Raw genomic sequence first — 16,596 nt, forward strand, 5'->3', positions numbered from 1 at the left:
CAACTCGACATAGTACACCTACAGTTGCAAACCCAACAGCTTCATGTACAGCTAAACTTGGTTGATTGGGTAGAGCGATGCCTACGGCGGGCTACGCCAACGCGGCCACAACGTTATAAAATCCTTGGAGTCGCAGCAATTTAAACAAAGAAGTATATAAGGCTTTAGCAATTCCTTTTCTGCGATAATTCGCACTGACGTACACAGAAGTTTCGACAGACCATTGATAAGCCGCACGGGTACGATAAGGACTAGCATAAGCGTAGCCGACAACCTCACCATTAATTTCGCAAACAAGCCAAGGCATCTGCTGTTGATAGCTGTTGATCCGCTTTTGAAACTCCGTTTCACTGGGCAGTTCTAGCTCAAAGGAAATTGTAGTTTCGCGGACAATTGGTGCATAAATTGCCAGCATTTGTGATGCGTCGTTTACAGTAGCTAGTCTGATTGTCGCTTTCACTGCAATACTTGTCTTCTAGCAAACCAACTGAACAATAAAGCTGTTCCTAGTCCCCAAGCACCGTTGACTAATAAAGCTGTAATCATCGCTGGTAGCTTCCAACCTCCGGCTATGGGTAAACCCTTCAATGGTGCAACTACAAACCAAGCCACCAATGTGGGTGCAACAGCGCCAAAAAGCAGCGCAGTTAACCAATAATTTCTATTAACTTGCCAGCGCAGTGTAATAGTAGCCCAAATTAAACCCCAAATTCCTCCCCAGAAAGCACCTGATAGAAATTGCGGTATACCAAAAGGCGGTGTTGGTGTGGTTTGATAAGGCGCACGGGGTGCAAAGTTAATTGCATGAAGCAACGCCAGCAAGCCTTGGTGAAATACCAGCACAGCCACAAATCCAGCAACGAAAGCTAGGACAAATCGAAATACATCTGCTTTTTGAGTCATCAGGTAGCTTGCTTCCTTGGAATGATTTGTGATAAGTTGCTATTTAGATAAGTACGATAACTCTATCAATTTACTGTACTTTTGGATAACTCAATCACCAAAATCAGCGTATTTAGTTAAAAGCTTCATACAGATAACAATCAAGCTTTCCATGCAAATCCAAACAGTTGGTATTTTAAGTCCAGGTGACATGGGGCAGGCGATCGCATCCATTCTCAATCAAAATGGATTGAAGACCATTGCGGCCCTAGACGATCGCAGTCCTAGAACTCGGCAATTAGCAGCCGCAGCTAATATCCAAGATGTGGGTTCCCTCACACAACTGGTAATTGAATCTGATCTGGTGTTATCAGTTTTAGTCCCCGCCGCCGCCGCAGAGGTGGCAAAGCAGGTAGCTGAGGTGATAAATAATGTGGGGAAACAGATTCTTTATGTTGATGGTAATGCGATGTCTGACGACAAGCCGCAAAGCGTCTACGCACCCCAAAAAGTAAAACGTATTGCCCAACTGATTGAATCATCTGGGGCAACTTTTGTAGATGCTTCCATCATTGGCCCACCTCCCAGAGTTCCCGGTCGCACGCGCATCTATGCGTCAGGAAAACACGCCAATGAATTGCAACAATTGCAGAATTATGGATTGGATATCCGAGTGATTGGCGATGAAGTTGGTCAAGCTTCTGGATTGAAAATGTCTTACGCCGCCCTCACCAAAGGACTGACAGCGATTAGTACAGAATTATTAATTGCTGCCCATCGTTTAGGTTTGGATGAGCAACTATGGAACGAAGTATCTAGTAGCCAACCAGAACTTGCTGCTATTCTCACCCGTTCTATTCCATCCATGACACCAAAAGCACATCGTTGGATAGGGGAAATGGAAGAGATTGCTGAAACCTTTCAAGAGTTAGGTCTGACTGAGCGGATTTTTTACGGCGCAGCTGATGTTTACCGCTTAGTGAAAGATACCTCTTTGGGCAAGGAGACACCAGAAGAACGTAACCGCGATCGCTCATTGAGCGAAATCATTACTATTCTTTCCGACGAAACTGCATCAAACTAAAGCTTGTAAATTAATCCGTGCTGTTGTTGACTTTGAATTTTTAGTAAATTCATGAACAAATTTAATTTAGTTATTTTTGATTGTGATGGTGTTTTGATAGATAGTGAGCGAATCGCAAATACTATTTTGTTGGAAATGCTCAAGGAAATAGGACTATTTTTAACTTTAGATGATGTGTTCGATATTTTTGTTGGCGCATCAATGACCCACTGTTTAGAAATAGTTAGAAATTTGCTTGGCAAATCTCTACCAGAGAATTTTGCTACTGAATTTGAGCAACGAACCATGCAAGCTTTCATGACTGATTTGCATCCAGTCCAGGGAATACATGATGTTTTGAGTAAGCTCAATCTTCCTTGTTGTGTTGCTTCAAATAGTAGCCCTAAGTGGATACAGAAAGCTTTATTTGTAACAGATTTGCTTCCTTACTTTTCAGATAAAATATTTAGTGCTTCAGAAGTTTCACGTAGTAAACCATATCCTGATGTATTTTTATATGCAGCCGATAAAATGGGATTTTCCCCAAAGGATTGTGTCGTTATTGAAGATACACCTACAGGTGTCACAGCTGGAGTTGATGCAGGTATGACAGTATTTGGTTATGCAGAACTGATTAACCCAGAAAAACTAAGAGCAGTTGGTGCATCTGTCGTATTTAATGACATGAAATTATTACCAAAACTGCTAGAGCAGCAAAATCAACCTTTTCTTAACAGTGGAAAGTAAAAGCACGATATCTAATCGTTATTGATGTTTTATTCGCACTATGAAAAGGAGTCAGAAGTCAGAATTCAGGAGTCAGAATACCCCATGTCTGAAGTCAGGGGTTTCAAGCAAGGAATACTTTTTTCTCCTCCACGACTGAAGTCGGGGGCTATCTTACCATGATTCATCCACCAGTCGCACAGAATTCAATTCTGAATTCTGGCTCCTGACTCCTGAATTCTTCTTCGGTAATGACAGACAGCAATGAATTCTGGCACAAACTAGATCGGCTAGTAGCCACTAGCAATCTTAAAATTGAGCGTCCAAGAGGAACCCCACACCCCAGATATCCATCCTTGATTTACCCTTTGGACTATGGATATTTGCAAGATACTCAAGCTGGAGATAGGTCTAATATTGATGTTTGGATCGGAAGTTTATCTGGTAAAAAAATAACTGCCATTATTTGTAGTGTGGATTTAGAAAAGCGTGATACAGAAATCAAGATACTTTTAGACTGCACATCTGGTGAGAGTCAAGGCATCTTGAATATCCACAATACAGGCTCTCAGTCAGCAATATTATTAATTCGCGCTGAGTCTAATTTGATTTGAGTCTGAAATTCAAACAATTAATATTTTCAACACAGGTAAATCATTATGAGCTTAGACCTACAACTATCAGGTAAAACAGCAATTGTTACAGGTGGAAGTGCAGGTATTGGATTAGCCACGGCTAAAGCTCTCTACACTGAAGGTGTGAATGTAGTGATTGCTGCTCGTAATCAAGAAAAGCTAGAGAAAGCAGTAGCCGATATCCAATCCTTACCGACTCCAGGCGCTAAAGTGATTTCTGTCAGTGCCGACCTCACTCAAGCAGAAAGTATTGATCAGGTTGTCTCTACAACCCTGGCACAATTTGGTCAGATTGATATCCTAATTAACAATGCTGGTTCAGCGCGTGCAGGATCTTTCTTAGAGTTGGGTGATGATGCTTTTTTAGATGCTTGGAATCTGAAATTGTTGGGCTACATCCGATTAGTTAGAGCCGTTGTCCCACATCAAAAAAATCGGCATGATGGGCGAATTGTCAACATTATTGGTGGTGCAGGACGCACACCTCGTCCGTCCTTCCTCCCAGGCGGTACAACCAATGCTGCCTTATTGAATTTCACGCGAGGAATTTCTAAAGAGTTAGCCCAACATAATATTCGCATTAACGCTATTTCACCCGGTCTAACTGGTACAGAGCGTGCCGAACGTTTAGCAGAGCAAAATGCTCAAATCCGTGGTGTGAGTGTAGAAGAAATCAAGGCAGAATCATTAAAAGCAATACCTCTAGGGAAAATCGTTAAGCCAGAAGAGATTGCTGCACTGGCTTTATTTTTAGTTTCTGATCTTGCCTCTTCCATTACTGGGGCGGAGATTCTGGTTGATGGCGGCAATACTCCTGGTGTTTAACTGATCGAGCCGTTCTAAATCATTTGTGAAAAACAAGATACCCGAATTCTTTAAGAAGTCGGGTATCTGAGCCGTAATTTACATCTTGCACCAGGCAATTCTCACGCCTGGTGCTTTTTATTTTTTATTCAATAACTTCATTTTATCATTTTAACAAAAAAGAGTATTTGCTCTTATTCTAGCCAGCCCATAATATGAAGTTCATAAGCTACTAAGCTTACCCGTTGAAGGACAAAATCACATCTGTAATTAATTGCGATCGCTTCAACCATCTTCTAAAAGAATTTTGTTAAATCGTTGCGGAGAAAAAATATGGCTTGGCTAATTGGTACATTATTTATTGGAATATCTGCGGCTTTTGCAACGACATTTGATGATAATTTATATTTGACAGCTTTCTTTGGCAAAGTGAATCATAATTTTCGTCCCAAGCATATTATTATTGGCGAATTTGTAGGATTTACTGCACTAGTGTTTGCTAGTCTTCCTGGTTTCTTTGGTGGTTTAGTTCTTCCAGAAGCATGGATTGGATTGCTAGGAATTCTCCCAATTATAATTGGTATTAGTCATCTAATGAGTAGAGGAGAGGAAGAAGAGACTTTACAAGCTGTATCAGTTAATTTTACTAATTCAGCCAAAACAAAACGCCAGAAAAAATCATTAGTAGCAACGCTAAAAGATCGTCAAACCTATCGGGTTTCTGCTGTTACCATTGCTAATGGTGGAAATAATATCGGTATCTATGTTCCGCTATTTGCTAGCAGTAACGTTCCTAGTCTGGCAGTCATTTTATGTGTTTGCTATTTAGCGATTGGAATGTGGTGCTTTGTCTCTTACAACCTAACCCGGAATCCTGTCATGGCTTCTGTTATGACTCGCTATGGTCGGAAAGTCTTTCCATTTGTATTAATATACTTAGGATTATCCATCATGTTTAAAAGTGGAACTTATCAACTTGTACCTAATCTAGCAATGCTTTTTAGATAGAAGCTTAAATCAAACACATGAAAATTCTCAAAATAGCTTTAATGACTTTAATTCTTTTAATTAACTTAGCAATTGCTACTCCCTCTTGGGCAGATGTAACATCACATTTAAGCGCAAATTCTGACTATTTCGTAGGGCAAAAAGTTATCTGGCTTTATAAAGCTCGTGCTGACTCAGAAAAAACCCAGAAAATTCCTGGCGAAGTTGTCAAATTAGGCTCTAAGCAAGTGCAAGTAAAAGTGCAGAAAAATAAAAATGAGTTCGTTAATCGTTGGGTAAATCGAGACAGACTAGAAGTTGATAAAAGTGACCATTTTTTCAAATAAAATAAATATATAATTTATTCCAAAACTAATTTTGAGCGCATATTTATAGTTTGCATGACTAACCTAAAACTAATCATCATTTTTATTTATGTTTATGCAAAATAATAGCATTTGATTTTGAAGATTAATTAGTATTAAATTAGAATCAACATTAAACAAAACAAAACCCGATACTAAATTCAAGGAAAGTAAACCAATGAAAAAAACAAACTCGAAAAAAGTAACTTCTTGGCTTTTAACTGCTGTATTTATGGCATTTATGACGGTATTTTCTCTTTTTGATCAGCCTTATGCTTTAGCTCAATCAGAAATACCACCAGTAACTACAGAATCCACGTCAACTCCAATAGTGTCTCCCTCTCCTGTCATACCTCCAACAATATTGCCAGTAAACACTGTAGCTGCAAATGTTCAACGTCTATTAACAACCAATGAATGTGTTGGATGCAACTTAGTAGAAGCGCAATTAGACAATGCAAATCTGCAAGCTGCTAACTTAGCGGGTGCAAATTTACAAGAAGCCGAATTAGAAAAGGCGAATCTGCAAGGAACAAACTTAACATCAGCTAATTTACAGGGAGTAGATTTAAGCAAAGCAAACCTAGCTGGAGCAAATTTGCAAGGTGCAAACTTATTTGATGCAGATTTAGAAGCAGCAAACTTGTTAGGGGCTGATTTGCAAGGAGCAAACTTACAAAAGGCAGATTTACAAAAAACAAATCTCACAAATGCCAACATCCAAGGTGCAAACTTACTAGGGGCTGATTTGGAAGATGCACTGATACCACCAGGATTGAATGGCACTAAGTTAAGCTGAAGGGTATGCAGCGTAAGGATTGCAGAGGAGCAGGGGCGCAGGGGGGAGTTTCTAAATATCCGAACGCAATGCTTAAAACTTCTTCTTTCTCCCCTGCACCTCCGCTCCTCTGCACCCTTGCTGCCTCAACGATTTTCCCTTTTCTTAGTGCCATTCCCACCAGGATTCACGAATCAGTATCAGTAATTTAAATTCGATTTGCAAATATTAAAAGCCTCAGATCCGAATGGCACTAAGAAAAGCCCAAAAGCTTGTGTCGTCTCGTTCCCAGCCTGGAGGCTGGGAATGTATTTAAAAGAGGCTCTGCCTCAATTCAAGCTACTGGAGGCGGAGCCTCCCAGAATGGATTCCCAGCCTGGAGGCTTGTTCCAGTCAGAACAAGGGCTGTATCTTTTCTTAGTGCCATTCGCCTCAGATCCCCGATTTTTTCAAAAAATCGGGGATATTTTTGTCCCATTTAAAATAAAATACGGTAAATCTATCAAGTTGCAGTATAATAATTTTGACTACGATCGCATCCTTCGAGATATTGCTGGTATTCGATTGCAACACGAAGGAAGTGAACGAGTGCAAACACAGCTATATATTGGGTACAACCCTGGAGATTTATATGAGCAACAAGCATATTGAAGTCAAACCGGTAGCTGGTTTCATCGGTGCAGAAATCAGTGGTGTAGACTTGTCGCGTCCTCTGCATGATGAAGCGGTTGCCGAAATTCGGGAAGCATGGTTGAAGTGGAAAGTTATCTTCTTTCGCGGTCAGAACATCGATCATGCTGCACAGATTGCGTTCACATCTCGTTTCGGCGAAGTGACTTATGCACATCCCCACGAGGATGAGCCAATCGAAGGCTTCTCACAAATACTGCCGATTGATCGCAGTCGCTACGAACGTCGCAATGGACTGCGCCGTTCCAGCTACGAAAGCCGTTGGCATACCGATGTGACAGCAGTTGTTAACCCACCAGCAGGGTCTATTTTACGTGCGGTGAATGTCCCCAACATTGGCGGTGATACACAGTGGACTAATCTAGTTGCAGCCTACGAGGGTCTATCAGAACCTCTAAGGAAGTTGGCAGATGGATTAAAAGCAGAACATCGGTTCAATGCTCGGTTACGGATACCAAGCAATAGCAAACTCGCCCAGCGCATTGCAGCTAATCCACTGGTTTCTGTTCACCCAGTCGTGCGGGTTCATCCAGAGACAGGCGAACGTGCATTGTTCGTCAATCCTGGCTTCACTTCCCACATTCTGGATGTGTCACCACAAGAAAGCGAATTATTACTTGAGTTGTTCTTCAACCAAATCACCAAACCTGCTTACACCACCCGCTTCCGTTGGAACAATGGTGATATCGCATTCTGGGACAACCGCGCCACTTCGCATTTAGCCCCACAAGATTTGGATCATATAGAAGTTGAGCGCGTACTCTATCGCACTACCATCACAGGTGATGTTCCAGTTGGGCCAGATGGTTTCCGTTCACAAGTGGTTGAAGGTGAGCCGTTAACCAGTGAATTACCGACTGTCCTCAAGCAGAAAGCTGAGAAACTAGAAGCCCAACCAGTGCTGGCGTAAGCTAGATAGTTTTAAACTAGGCTGTGAAATATCTACGCAGCCTGGTTTTTAAAAGTTGCATTAAGTGATATTGCAATTTTTCTAAAAACCTCACTGGCTGGAGAAGCTTGTTCACTAATTGCGATCGGATTTCCAGTATCTCCACCGCTACAAATGCGGGGATCAATGGGAATTTGTCCCAACAGAGGCGCAAGTAATTCTGCGGCCAGTTGTTCGCCGCCACCACTACCAAAAATCGGTGTGCGTGAACCACAATCACCGCAAATTAAATAACTCATATTTTCAATGATGCCAAGCACAGGAACACCCACTTGGCGAAACATATATATATTACGTCGTACATCTGCAACAGCCACTTGTTGAGGAGTTGTCACTAAAATGACTCCGCAAATTGGGCTTTCTTGGATAATTGTAATTTGAGCATCACCTGTACCGGGAGGTAAATCTATCAATAAATAATCTAATTCCCCCCATTCCACATCTTGCAGAAATTGCGTGATAATTTTGTGTAATACAGGCCCCCGCCATGCCAAAGGACGATTTGCTTCTGCAAGTAAACCCACTGACATTAGTTTGATTCCTTGAGCTTCTAGAGGTAAAAACTTATCACCTGTGGGAGTATTAATTACTTGAATATCAGCTTGTCCTAAACCTAACATTTGGGGAATATTGGGGCCATAAACATCAGCATCTAATAGTCCTACTTTTGCACCTTGTAATTTTAAAGCTGCGGCGATATTAACGGCAGTTGTGGATTTCCCCACACCACCTTTACCACTAGAAATGCCTAGAGTTGTTTTAACACCGGGAATTGTACAAATTTGAATATAAGTTTTTTTACACCAAGATAGAGATGACAATTTAGATTCAATCTCTGGCTGTAATTGGTGCTGATGATAACCAACATATAAACGCAAGTAAATATAGTCATCAACTATGCGTAAGTTTCGTACCATTCCCAAACTAACGATGTCATTTTTTAAAATAGGTTCAATAACCTGTTTGAGTAGTTGGACGACTTCTTGCTGATATAAATTAGTGTCTGGTTTTGCGTGATCTTCTGGATGCTGAAAGGGCGATTGGTGGTTAGACATGGTTAAGAGAAGCTTAGGGATTAGAAATTTGCTAGTTGCAATATAGTAAAAGCGATCGCTCTGATTTAGATCCTCTGCAAAACTTCTCTCACCCAAGCTTCTTCTTCGGGCGATTGCGCTATCTTTAAAGGTTGTGAATAATCAATTGCCAAGTCAAATCTAGCACGTTCGTAAACTTCATTTAATAAGCTTTGCAAGTCAACTATAGGTTCAGGTTCTCCCTCAGGCAAAGGTACAGGAAAAACAGGAATTGGGTTTTTTAAATCAAAAGTATATAAATCTGCATCAGGCCTGTTGTAGCTGCGACTAACCAAGATACTATAATCTGTGGCTGTTGCTCCTAAAACAGGCATTGACTCTCCTTGTCTTAAGAGATCAATTTCTACCAAATTGGTTGCAGAAGCTAAAATTTTTTGTCGTTTGTTTTCGTAAGCGGCTCTACCTTCTTTGGAGCGTTTATTTTTAGGGGAAAGTATTTCTATCACCGCAACTACTTCTTTACTTTGAGTTGCTCGCACCTCTAAAAATCTTTCAGTTACTTGTTCCGGTATGGGAACTTTCACTTTACTGGGTTCGGTAAGTTTTGCAGCCGTCAAAGTTGTGCTGGTATCTGTAGTGTTACGATTGGCAACGGCTACATCAGCAATTCCCACAAGTAAGATATCATCTACACTAGTGTAAACTCGCTCCTCTATGGAAACTCGATATTTAGGCACGATTTGAGGAGTTAGGTCATCAGCGATCGCTACAATCAAACGATTGTGAACTTGATGCCAAAGTTCAGGCTGTTCCAAATACGGGTTCATTCCAGGAAATGGATTTCCCATTGCGTTTTACCTTAGTTATTTACTGCTCCCTTGAGACTATTTTAGCTGTTTGAATCTTATGAATTGCCTGTTGCGCTTGGATGGACACTTCTTTGTCAGGATCATCTAAGGCTTGTTGCAGAGGGTTAATAATATCAGGGTGAGCTAAATTACCAAGTGCGATCGCAGCTTCTTTGCGGACATCTGCATATTCATCTGTTAATGCTTGAATTAATCTCGGTATAACTTGAATATCTGGAATTTTTTGCAAAGCTTGTGCTGCTGATTTCCGCACTTGCCAATGTTCATCATTTAAAGCTATTTCTAATGCTGAAATCGCTTGATTATTTGCATGAATCGCCAGAGATTTGGCTGCATTCCGGCGAACTTGCCAGTCACTATCATTTGTGAGTGCTTGACAAAGTATTGTAATCACTTCTGTATCTTGTAAATGTTCTAAAGTTAAAGCAGCAGCGCGACGTACACTTGCTTCCTCATCAAAGATTAAATTTAAAGCTTGCGGACATTTTTCTAGTTGATTGATATATCGCAGTGTCGTAACGGCTGCTTCTCTTAACTCAGGATTTTTTGATTCTAAAAAGGGTAAAATGTCGGGTAAAGATTGAATATCATGTATCTTCCGCAAAAGCACTAAAATATTTAATTGAAGATTTATATCATTACTTTGGAGTTTATCTAGTAAAAGTAACAATTCATCTTGTGTAACTAACTCGTTTAATGCTGATGCAGCTTCAGTGCGAATATCTGTATCTGCTGAACCGAGGCTTTCAATTAAGGCAGGGATGGCAACGGGATTAGCAATTTCCCAAAGAGCAGCGATCGCTATTTTTTGGACAGCAATATTTTCATCTTTCAAAGCGATAATTAAAGCGTCTATTGTTTCTTCATCGCCTAAATGTTGTAACGTTTTGACAGCTACTAAGCGATCATTTACATCAGGCGATCGCAGCATTTCTAGCCAATCTTTGAGGTCATCATTCATTATTTTTACCACAGAAGCACAGAGTTACAGAGAATCTTTAACGTAATAAAAAGGGAATTTGTACTGTAATTGCATTAGTAGGACATTCTTTTTCACAAGGTAGACAAAACCAGCACTCATCATATTTCATGTAAGCTTTGCCTGTCTCTGGATTCTTCGCCAACACATCTAAAGGACAAACCTCAATACAAGCTGTACATTTTTCTAAACATTTTGATTCATCAACGATGACAGGAACATCTATTCTTTGTGTAATTAAAGCCATACATTTATTACTCCCTAATTCAATTAATAAACTTTAAACTAAAAATTATAATCCTTCCGACGGATTAACTCCAGTAATCATTTTTTAAGTTATTTACTCTTGAGACTGTAATTTTTTATAAAATGTCACTGACTGCTTGATATTCGTATAACCAATTTTTTCATAAAACAAGTGAGCCTCTTTACGTTTAAAATTAGAACGGAGTATGACTCCTTCACAGCCAACCATATTAGCCCACTGTTCAACTTGTTGCATTAAAAGCCTTCCAATTCTATTATGTCGATAATTTTTATCTACCACTAAACCGAAAATGATTGCTTGAGTAGGAATAATTATTAATTCTGAAATATGAGCGTGTGCCCAACCAATTACATATTCATCTTCTAGAATGGCAACATACACAATATGAGCATCGTTATTTTTAATTTTAGTAAGGCGCTGTTCTATTTGTTGATTTGTCACAGAATACTCAAGTTGTTCGCAAAGACTAGCAATTCTCTCTACATCTTTAATCTCAGCTTGTCTAATTTTAATTGTCTGACCTATAGTCATTTGAATTGCCATAAGTTTAAATCACATTTATTCAGTTATTCAACGTTGTGCGGATAAAACGATAACCCAAATCAATTTCCATTAAATTACGAACATCACCATATTTATTTACCCATTCACCACTACTTAAATCTGCTGCCAATAACTGTAATCCTTTATTTATTAAATCTTGATTTCCTAACGCAAAAGATGATATTCCAGCACGTACTTCTGGTTGAAGATATAACTCTGGTCGTCTCCAGGCTGCTGCTGCGAATAAATCAGATAAATCGTATGGTAATAAAAGAGGTATGACTTCAACATGCTTTTGAGTATTACTCTGAATTAAGTTTATCTGTTCGTTAAGTGGTAAAAATCGTAAAGCATCTTCCCACAAAAACGGGAAATAATCATAAAGCCATATTTTCTCAGCAAACCTAATATCAAAACTGAGCAAAACTATTGTCCCATCTCTAATAACTCGTTGCATTTCTTGAAAGGCTTTTTCAAGATGAGTAAAGTGATGAATTGCTAGGATACTTATAACGCCATCAACAGACTTATCTGGTAAAGGTAAATTTTCTGCATAGCCAGTGAACCACTTAACTTGCGGATGTTCTACTGCTTGTTTTTGCATTACTAAAGAAGGTTCAATAGCATTAACAAGAAATCCTTTGTTAGCTAGGGCTAGACTGTAACCACCAGTACCGGCACCAATATCAGCGATAATGCTACCTTTGGGTAAATTGAGTAAATCAATTAGTTGATTGACAATGCGGATATCAGGAATGCGAGTTTTTGAATATTGTTTACCAATTGAGTTATAAATAGACATTGTTATTTTTATAACACATATTATTTTAAGTTGAATATTTACCATTAATATCAATATAACCTTCTGAAAGGTCACATCCCCATACAGTTGCAGCAGCTTCGCCAATATTGAGACTGACATGAATATTTACTTTTTCTTGGGACATAATTTTTTGTAGTTGCTCTAACTTTTCCTCAGAAAAAGTGTCAGGATAAACTTGGATATAATCAAATTTAATTACAACTTTTTCTTGATTTATCTCTTTATCATCTTCGCATTTGCCTATAGCCATAGCGACTCTTCCCCAGTTGGGATCGGCTCCATAAATAGCAGTTTTTACCAAAGGGGAATTAACAATTGCTTTGGCAACTCGTTTAGCTTGTGCATAGTCAATAGCAGTATCTACAGTAACTTCAATAACTTTAGTAGAACCTTCTGCATCTTGTGCGATTTTTAGCACTAATTCATGTGCGATTTCTTGCAAAGCTTGAGTAAATTCTTGTTGCGAAACTTCACCAGCTAAACCATTGGCAAGAATTACAGCAGAATCACTTGTAGAAGTATCAGTATCTACACTCAGGCAGTTAAATGTTTTATCTATAATAGGTCGGAAAATAGCAGGAAGTATATCTTTGGGAATGGCTGCATCGGTGAAGAAGAAAGCTAACAGCGTAGCCATATTAGGCTCAATCATGCCAACACCTTTAGCTATTCCGATTAACTTGGCATTGCCAATTTGTCGCGTAGCTAGTTTAGGTACGGTGTCAGTTGTCATAATGCCAACTGCTGCTTTTTCAAAATCGGCAGTAGTTAATTTTGTACCTATACCTGATAAACTACCTCGGATTTTTTCTATGGGGTAACGTCTTCCAATAACACCTGTAGATGCTATAACAATATCTTGAGCAGCTATCCCAGTTTCAGTTGCGACGAGTTGAATAATTTCTTCTGCATCAGCAACGCCAATAGCACCATTAGCAACATTGGCATTTTTAGATATGACTATAATGCCTTGCGCTTGAGCATCTGTTAAATTTCGGCGGCTGATAGTGACACTTGGCCCTGCAAATAGACTTTGAGTAAAGACTCCATCAGCAACACATGGAACTTCTGATTTAACCAAAACGAAATCATCAGTATTATCTTTAATACCTAAGTTGCTTACAAAACTGCTAAATCCTTTGGGTATTTCAAAATTAGTTAGTTGCATCTTTTTTTACTAAGTCAATGCTTTAAGCATCTGAATAAATTAATTGTTGAATATTTTACCTCACAGTTACATCATAAATGTCTTTGATTTTATCTACTTCTACTATGTAAGGATCTACAGGACGTTTAAACAATATCATTTGCTCTGATTCATCTTTTTTTAAGTTGACGTGACAAAACCATTCATCATCATTTTTTTCAGGATAATCTAAACGGTAATGATAAAGTCCCCAACGAGTTTCTTGACGATATAATGATGCTCTAGCTGCCATTTCTGCACAGTCTCGAATAAAATGAACTTCCAAAGAACGCATTAATTCATGGGGGTCACGAGCGCCCATTATATCTAATGTTTGTTGATATTGGACAAAATGTTTCAGACCAATCTCAATTTTATTGCCTGATTTTGGTGGTTGCAGATAATCATTAACTAACCGTCTTAATTTGTATTCAACTTGAGTATGAGGTACACCATTGGGACGTGTTAATGGTGCATAAATTCTGGCTTTTTCAGCTTCTAAAAAATCTGTCTCTGGTTCGATAAAATCTAAATCTTCAATATATTCAATGGCATGACTTCCGGCTATACGACCGAAAACAAATGCCCCAATCATATAATTATGAGGAACACTGGCCATGTCTCCGGCTGCATATAAACCTAGAACGGTTGTTTGAGCGTTTTCATTTACCCACACACCAGAGGCACTATGACCACTACATAAGCCAATTTCTGAAATGTGCATCTCTACGCCGTGAGTGCGATAATCTTCATTTCTACCTTGATGAAAGCGTTCTCTACTTGGTCGTTCATTTGCCCACAGTATAGATTCAATTTCAGCAATTGTATCTTCATCTAAATGGGTCATTTTTAGTTGGACTGGCCCTTTTCCAGAGTTTAATTCTTTCCAAATTTCCAACATCATTTGACCACTCCAATAGTCGCAGCTAATGAAGCGATTTCCTTCGGCGTTGGCTGTATGTGCGCCAAAAGGCCCAGCAACGTAGGCACAGGCGGGGCCGTTGTAATCTTTGATTAAAGGATTAACTTGAAAGCATTCAATATTACTAAGTTCTGCACCTGCATGATAAGCCATTGAATAGCCATCCCCGGCATTAGTAGGATTTTCATAAGTGCCGTAGAGATAACCGGAAGCGGGTAATCCTAATCTGCCGCAAGCACCTGTACATAAAATGACTGCTTTAGCTTGAATGACAATATAATCGCCGTTTCTGACATCAAATCCGACTGCACCAATAGCACGTCCTTCTTTAACTAAGACGCGGGTTGCCATGACGCGATTTGTAACTTTGACTTTGTGGCGTTTGACTTGGCGAGTGAGAATTGTTTTGAGGTCTTTTCCTTCTGGCATGGGTAAGACATATTTACCCACACGATGCACTTGTTTTAAGTCATAGTTGCCTTGGGCATCTTTTTGAAATTTCACACCCCAACTTTCTAGTTCTTGGATGACTTCGTAACCTAATTTGCCTGTTTGATATACGGCTTTTTGGTTTACAATCCCATCGTTAGCAAGAGTGATTTCGCGCACGTATTGTTCTGGGGTAGAATGACCGGGAATGACTGCGGTATTCACGCCATCCATACCCATTGCGATCGCACCACTCCGTCGGATGTTAGCCTTTTCTAAGATCAGCACCTCTGCATCTGGATTCGCTTGTTTGGCTTTAATTCCAGCCATTGTCCCGGCTGTACCGCCACCAATGACAAGTACATCAGTTTTTATTTGTTGGGTATTGATGTCCATAAGCTTTTAGAAGTGGGGAGTGGTGGAGATGTAGCTTTAGCTTCTCTTGCAGAGACGCTAGCGCAAACCCGCAGGTGGGAGATGATGGGGATGGGACTTCCTAAATTACGAATTACGTTAGCGCAGCGTTAGCGACGCAGGAGCGTCATTACGAATTACCATTCCAAACGATATCTTTGACTTGGATTTGCTTGGGAACTAGCTTGATTTTATGAAAAGTATCAGCAATGTTTTGTTGCTGAGTGATGACTTCATCTGTGAGCGGTAAAACGCCATACTCCCGGCGTTTTTCAGCAATTTCCAATGCTGCTGCTTTAATACCTAATTCTGGTTCTAGAAACTTGGCAACTTCCTCTGGATTATCTGCTGCCCATTTATCTGTTTTGCTGATTTCATCTAAAAGGGTTTTCAACAAATCTGGGTGAGAATTGACAAACTCTTGACGAGCAAGATAGTAACCCCGATTTGGTGCTAAATTTGTCGCATCTGTTAATATCCTGACATCTAGATCGTGTTCAACTGCTGCTAGGTAAGGATCCCAAATTGCCCAAGCATCAACGTTACCGCCTTCAAAGGCTGCACGGGCATCTGCTGGTGTCAGATGTGCTGGTTGGATGTCACTATAGTTTAATCCGGCAGCTTCTATAGCTTTGACAACAAGATAGTTAGTGTTTGACCCTTTAGCAAAGGCTACTCTTTTCCCCTTAAGTTCAGCAACGGTTTTAATTGGTGAATTTTTTGGTACAACAATTGCTTCGGCTTTGGGACTCCAAGGATCGTAAGCAACATAAAGCAAGGGAGTACCTGCGGCTTGGGCAAATATTGGTGGTGATTCTCCTGTGTAGCCAAAGTCAATACTACCTACATTCATGGCTTCTAGCATAGGTGGGCCGGCGGGAAATTCCGCCCATGTCACTGAAGCACCAGCAGCAGTTAAAGTTTGCGCTAAACTGCCTCGGTTCTTGAGAGCGTTGAGAATAGTAGCCGCTTTTTGATAGCCGATACGAACTACCACACCTTGAGTTGCTGTCTGCGTTGCGGCAGAGTTACTTGTGTTGTTGGGAGAACAAGCCGAGATCACAAGAGTTAAACTTAATCCGACAGCAAAGAATAAGGCAAATGTGCCAATTCTGGATATTTCATAATTCTGAAGAAAACTGCTGACAATCTTCATCAGTCGATGTGGTAAATACTTACTAAGCATACGTACATTAAACTACAAGCAATAACAATACTACGATAAATTGGGCAATTTACCGTATTTTACT

Annotated in this window: 20 protein-coding genes; 9 read left to right on the forward strand and 11 right to left on the reverse strand. The window is 39.9% G+C overall.

What is annotated here, in order from left to right:
* Positions 1-91: 91 nt before the first annotated feature.
* Entirely contained in the window at positions 92-460 is a 369-nt protein-coding gene (locus RRG12_RS28225) for a GNAT family N-acetyltransferase (protein ID WP_420761459.1), read from the reverse strand.
* Complete coding sequence (locus RRG12_RS28230; RefSeq protein ID WP_420761460.1) at positions 457-903, reverse strand: hypothetical protein; 447 nt, start codon at positions 901-903, stop codon at positions 457-459. Before RRG12_RS28230 ends, RRG12_RS28225 begins: the two co-directional genes overlap by 4 nt.
* 151 nt (positions 904-1,054) lie before the next feature.
* Between RRG12_RS28230 and RRG12_RS28235 the strand changes: the two genes are divergently transcribed.
* From RRG12_RS28235 to RRG12_RS28275, 9 genes are all read left to right on the forward strand, one after another.
* Complete coding sequence (locus RRG12_RS28235; RefSeq protein WP_420761461.1) at positions 1,055-1,966, forward strand: DUF1932 domain-containing protein; 912 nt, start codon at positions 1,055-1,057, stop codon at positions 1,964-1,966.
* Positions 1,967-2,017: 51 nt separating this feature from the next.
* The gene (locus RRG12_RS28240; protein WP_420761462.1) at positions 2,018-2,692 is read left to right on the forward strand and encodes an HAD family hydrolase; all 675 of its coding nucleotides are present in this window, start codon (positions 2,018-2,020) and stop codon (positions 2,690-2,692) included.
* 230 nt (positions 2,693-2,922) lie between these two features.
* Positions 2,923-3,285: a hypothetical protein gene (locus tag RRG12_RS28245; protein ID WP_069068776.1), complete on the forward strand. Its 363-nt coding sequence runs from the start codon at positions 2,923-2,925 to the stop codon at positions 3,283-3,285.
* A 45-nt stretch (positions 3,286-3,330) separates the two neighbouring features.
* A complete protein-coding gene (locus tag RRG12_RS28250) occupies positions 3,331-4,131 on the forward strand; it encodes an SDR family oxidoreductase (RefSeq protein ID WP_069068775.1) in 801 nt (266 codons plus the stop codon).
* A 312-nt stretch (positions 4,132-4,443) separates the two neighbouring features.
* A complete protein-coding gene (locus RRG12_RS28255; protein WP_420761463.1) occupies positions 4,444-5,118 on the forward strand; it encodes a cadmium resistance transporter in 675 nt (224 codons plus the stop codon).
* A 17-nt stretch (positions 5,119-5,135) separates the two neighbouring features.
* Entirely contained in the window at positions 5,136-5,444 is a 309-nt protein-coding gene (locus RRG12_RS28260) for a hypothetical protein (protein WP_420761464.1), read from the forward strand.
* 196 nt (positions 5,445-5,640) lie between these two features.
* Positions 5,641-6,261, forward strand: a complete 621-nt coding sequence (locus RRG12_RS28265; RefSeq protein ID WP_420761465.1) for a pentapeptide repeat-containing protein — start codon at positions 5,641-5,643, stop codon at positions 6,259-6,261.
* Between the two features lie 342 nt (positions 6,262-6,603).
* Complete coding sequence (locus tag RRG12_RS28270) at positions 6,604-6,891, forward strand: hypothetical protein (RefSeq protein ID WP_420761466.1); 288 nt, start codon at positions 6,604-6,606, stop codon at positions 6,889-6,891.
* Positions 6,872-7,840, forward strand: coding sequence for a TauD/TfdA dioxygenase family protein (locus RRG12_RS28275; protein WP_420761467.1), 969 nt, complete (start codon positions 6,872-6,874; stop codon positions 7,838-7,840). The genes RRG12_RS28270 and RRG12_RS28275 overlap by 20 nt, the downstream gene beginning before the upstream one ends.
* A gap of 32 nt (positions 7,841-7,872) precedes the next feature.
* On the opposite strand, the gene RRG12_RS28280 is transcribed toward RRG12_RS28275, so the two are convergent.
* The 9 genes from RRG12_RS28280 to RRG12_RS28320 form a co-directional block, all read right to left on the reverse strand.
* A complete protein-coding gene (locus tag RRG12_RS28280; RefSeq protein WP_420761468.1) occupies positions 7,873-8,934 on the reverse strand; it encodes a P-loop NTPase in 1,062 nt (353 codons plus the stop codon).
* A 65-nt stretch (positions 8,935-8,999) separates the two neighbouring features.
* Complete coding sequence (locus tag RRG12_RS28285) at positions 9,000-9,761, reverse strand: DUF4058 family protein (protein WP_420761469.1); 762 nt, start codon at positions 9,759-9,761, stop codon at positions 9,000-9,002.
* A gap of 19 nt (positions 9,762-9,780) precedes the next feature.
* A complete protein-coding gene (locus tag RRG12_RS28290; protein ID WP_420761470.1) occupies positions 9,781-10,743 on the reverse strand; it encodes a HEAT repeat domain-containing protein in 963 nt (320 codons plus the stop codon).
* Between the two features lie 37 nt (positions 10,744-10,780).
* Positions 10,781-11,008 carry a 4Fe-4S dicluster domain-containing protein gene (locus RRG12_RS28295; RefSeq protein WP_069068766.1) on the reverse strand — a complete coding sequence of 76 codons (228 nt, stop codon included), beginning with the start codon at positions 11,006-11,008 and terminating at the stop codon, positions 10,781-10,783.
* Positions 11,009-11,101: 93 nt separating this feature from the next.
* On the reverse strand, positions 11,102-11,572 hold the full coding sequence (locus tag RRG12_RS28300; RefSeq protein WP_420761471.1) for a GNAT family N-acetyltransferase: 471 nt from the start codon (positions 11,570-11,572) through the stop codon (positions 11,102-11,104).
* A 19-nt stretch (positions 11,573-11,591) separates the two neighbouring features.
* On the reverse strand, positions 11,592-12,374 hold the full coding sequence (locus RRG12_RS28305) for a class I SAM-dependent methyltransferase (protein ID WP_420761472.1): 783 nt from the start codon (positions 12,372-12,374) through the stop codon (positions 11,592-11,594).
* A 25-nt stretch (positions 12,375-12,399) separates the two neighbouring features.
* Entirely contained in the window at positions 12,400-13,563 is a 1,164-nt protein-coding gene (gene argJ, locus RRG12_RS28310; protein WP_420761473.1) for a bifunctional glutamate N-acetyltransferase/amino-acid acetyltransferase ArgJ, read from the reverse strand.
* Between the two features lie 55 nt (positions 13,564-13,618).
* Entirely contained in the window at positions 13,619-15,328 is a 1,710-nt protein-coding gene (locus RRG12_RS28315; RefSeq protein ID WP_420761474.1) for a fumarate reductase/succinate dehydrogenase flavoprotein subunit, read from the reverse strand.
* Between the two features lie 148 nt (positions 15,329-15,476).
* Positions 15,477-16,532: a sulfonate ABC transporter substrate-binding protein gene (locus RRG12_RS28320; protein ID WP_420761475.1), complete on the reverse strand. Its 1,056-nt coding sequence runs from the start codon at positions 16,530-16,532 to the stop codon at positions 15,477-15,479.
* Positions 16,533-16,596: the final 64 nt, after the last annotated feature.

The sequence above is a fragment of the Nostoc sp. CALU 546 genome (assembly GCF_048836525.1).

What these genes read in the sequence shown, in the direction of transcription:
- RRG12_RS28230 (WP_420761460.1), bottom strand. Translation starts at nt 903, where the DNA reads ATGACTCAAAAAGCAGATGTATTTCGATTTGTCCTAGCTTTCGTTGCT.
- RRG12_RS28235 (WP_420761461.1), top strand. Translation starts at nt 1,055, where the DNA reads ATGCAAATCCAAACAGTTGGTATTTTAAGTCCAGGTGACATGGGGCAG.
- RRG12_RS28240 (WP_420761462.1), top strand. Translation starts at nt 2,018, where the DNA reads ATGAACAAATTTAATTTAGTTATTTTTGATTGTGATGGTGTTTTGATA.
- RRG12_RS28245 (WP_069068776.1), top strand. Translation starts at nt 2,923, where the DNA reads ATGACAGACAGCAATGAATTCTGGCACAAACTAGATCGGCTAGTAGCC.
- RRG12_RS28250 (WP_069068775.1), top strand. Translation starts at nt 3,331, where the DNA reads ATGAGCTTAGACCTACAACTATCAGGTAAAACAGCAATTGTTACAGGT.
- RRG12_RS28255 (WP_420761463.1), top strand. Translation starts at nt 4,444, where the DNA reads ATGGCTTGGCTAATTGGTACATTATTTATTGGAATATCTGCGGCTTTT.
- RRG12_RS28260 (WP_420761464.1), top strand. Translation starts at nt 5,136, where the DNA reads ATGAAAATTCTCAAAATAGCTTTAATGACTTTAATTCTTTTAATTAAC.
- RRG12_RS28265 (WP_420761465.1), top strand. Translation starts at nt 5,641, where the DNA reads ATGAAAAAAACAAACTCGAAAAAAGTAACTTCTTGGCTTTTAACTGCT.
- RRG12_RS28270 (WP_420761466.1), top strand. Translation starts at nt 6,604, where the DNA reads ATGGATTCCCAGCCTGGAGGCTTGTTCCAGTCAGAACAAGGGCTGTAT.
- RRG12_RS28275 (WP_420761467.1), top strand. Translation starts at nt 6,872, where the DNA reads ATGAGCAACAAGCATATTGAAGTCAAACCGGTAGCTGGTTTCATCGGT.
- RRG12_RS28280 (WP_420761468.1), bottom strand. Translation starts at nt 8,934, where the DNA reads ATGTCTAACCACCAATCGCCCTTTCAGCATCCAGAAGATCACGCAAAA.
- RRG12_RS28285 (WP_420761469.1), bottom strand. Translation starts at nt 9,761, where the DNA reads ATGGGAAATCCATTTCCTGGAATGAACCCGTATTTGGAACAGCCTGAA.
- RRG12_RS28290 (WP_420761470.1), bottom strand. Translation starts at nt 10,743, where the DNA reads ATGAATGATGACCTCAAAGATTGGCTAGAAATGCTGCGATCGCCTGAT.
- RRG12_RS28295 (WP_069068766.1), bottom strand. Translation starts at nt 11,008, where the DNA reads ATGGCTTTAATTACACAAAGAATAGATGTTCCTGTCATCGTTGATGAA.
- RRG12_RS28300 (WP_420761471.1), bottom strand. Translation starts at nt 11,572, where the DNA reads ATGGCAATTCAAATGACTATAGGTCAGACAATTAAAATTAGACAAGCT.
- RRG12_RS28305 (WP_420761472.1), bottom strand. Translation starts at nt 12,374, where the DNA reads ATGTCTATTTATAACTCAATTGGTAAACAATATTCAAAAACTCGCATT.
- argJ (WP_420761473.1), bottom strand. Translation starts at nt 13,563, where the DNA reads ATGCAACTAACTAATTTTGAAATACCCAAAGGATTTAGCAGTTTTGTA.
- RRG12_RS28315 (WP_420761474.1), bottom strand. Translation starts at nt 15,328, where the DNA reads ATGGACATCAATACCCAACAAATAAAAACTGATGTACTTGTCATTGGT.
- RRG12_RS28320 (WP_420761475.1), bottom strand. Translation starts at nt 16,532, where the DNA reads ATGCTTAGTAAGTATTTACCACATCGACTGATGAAGATTGTCAGCAGT.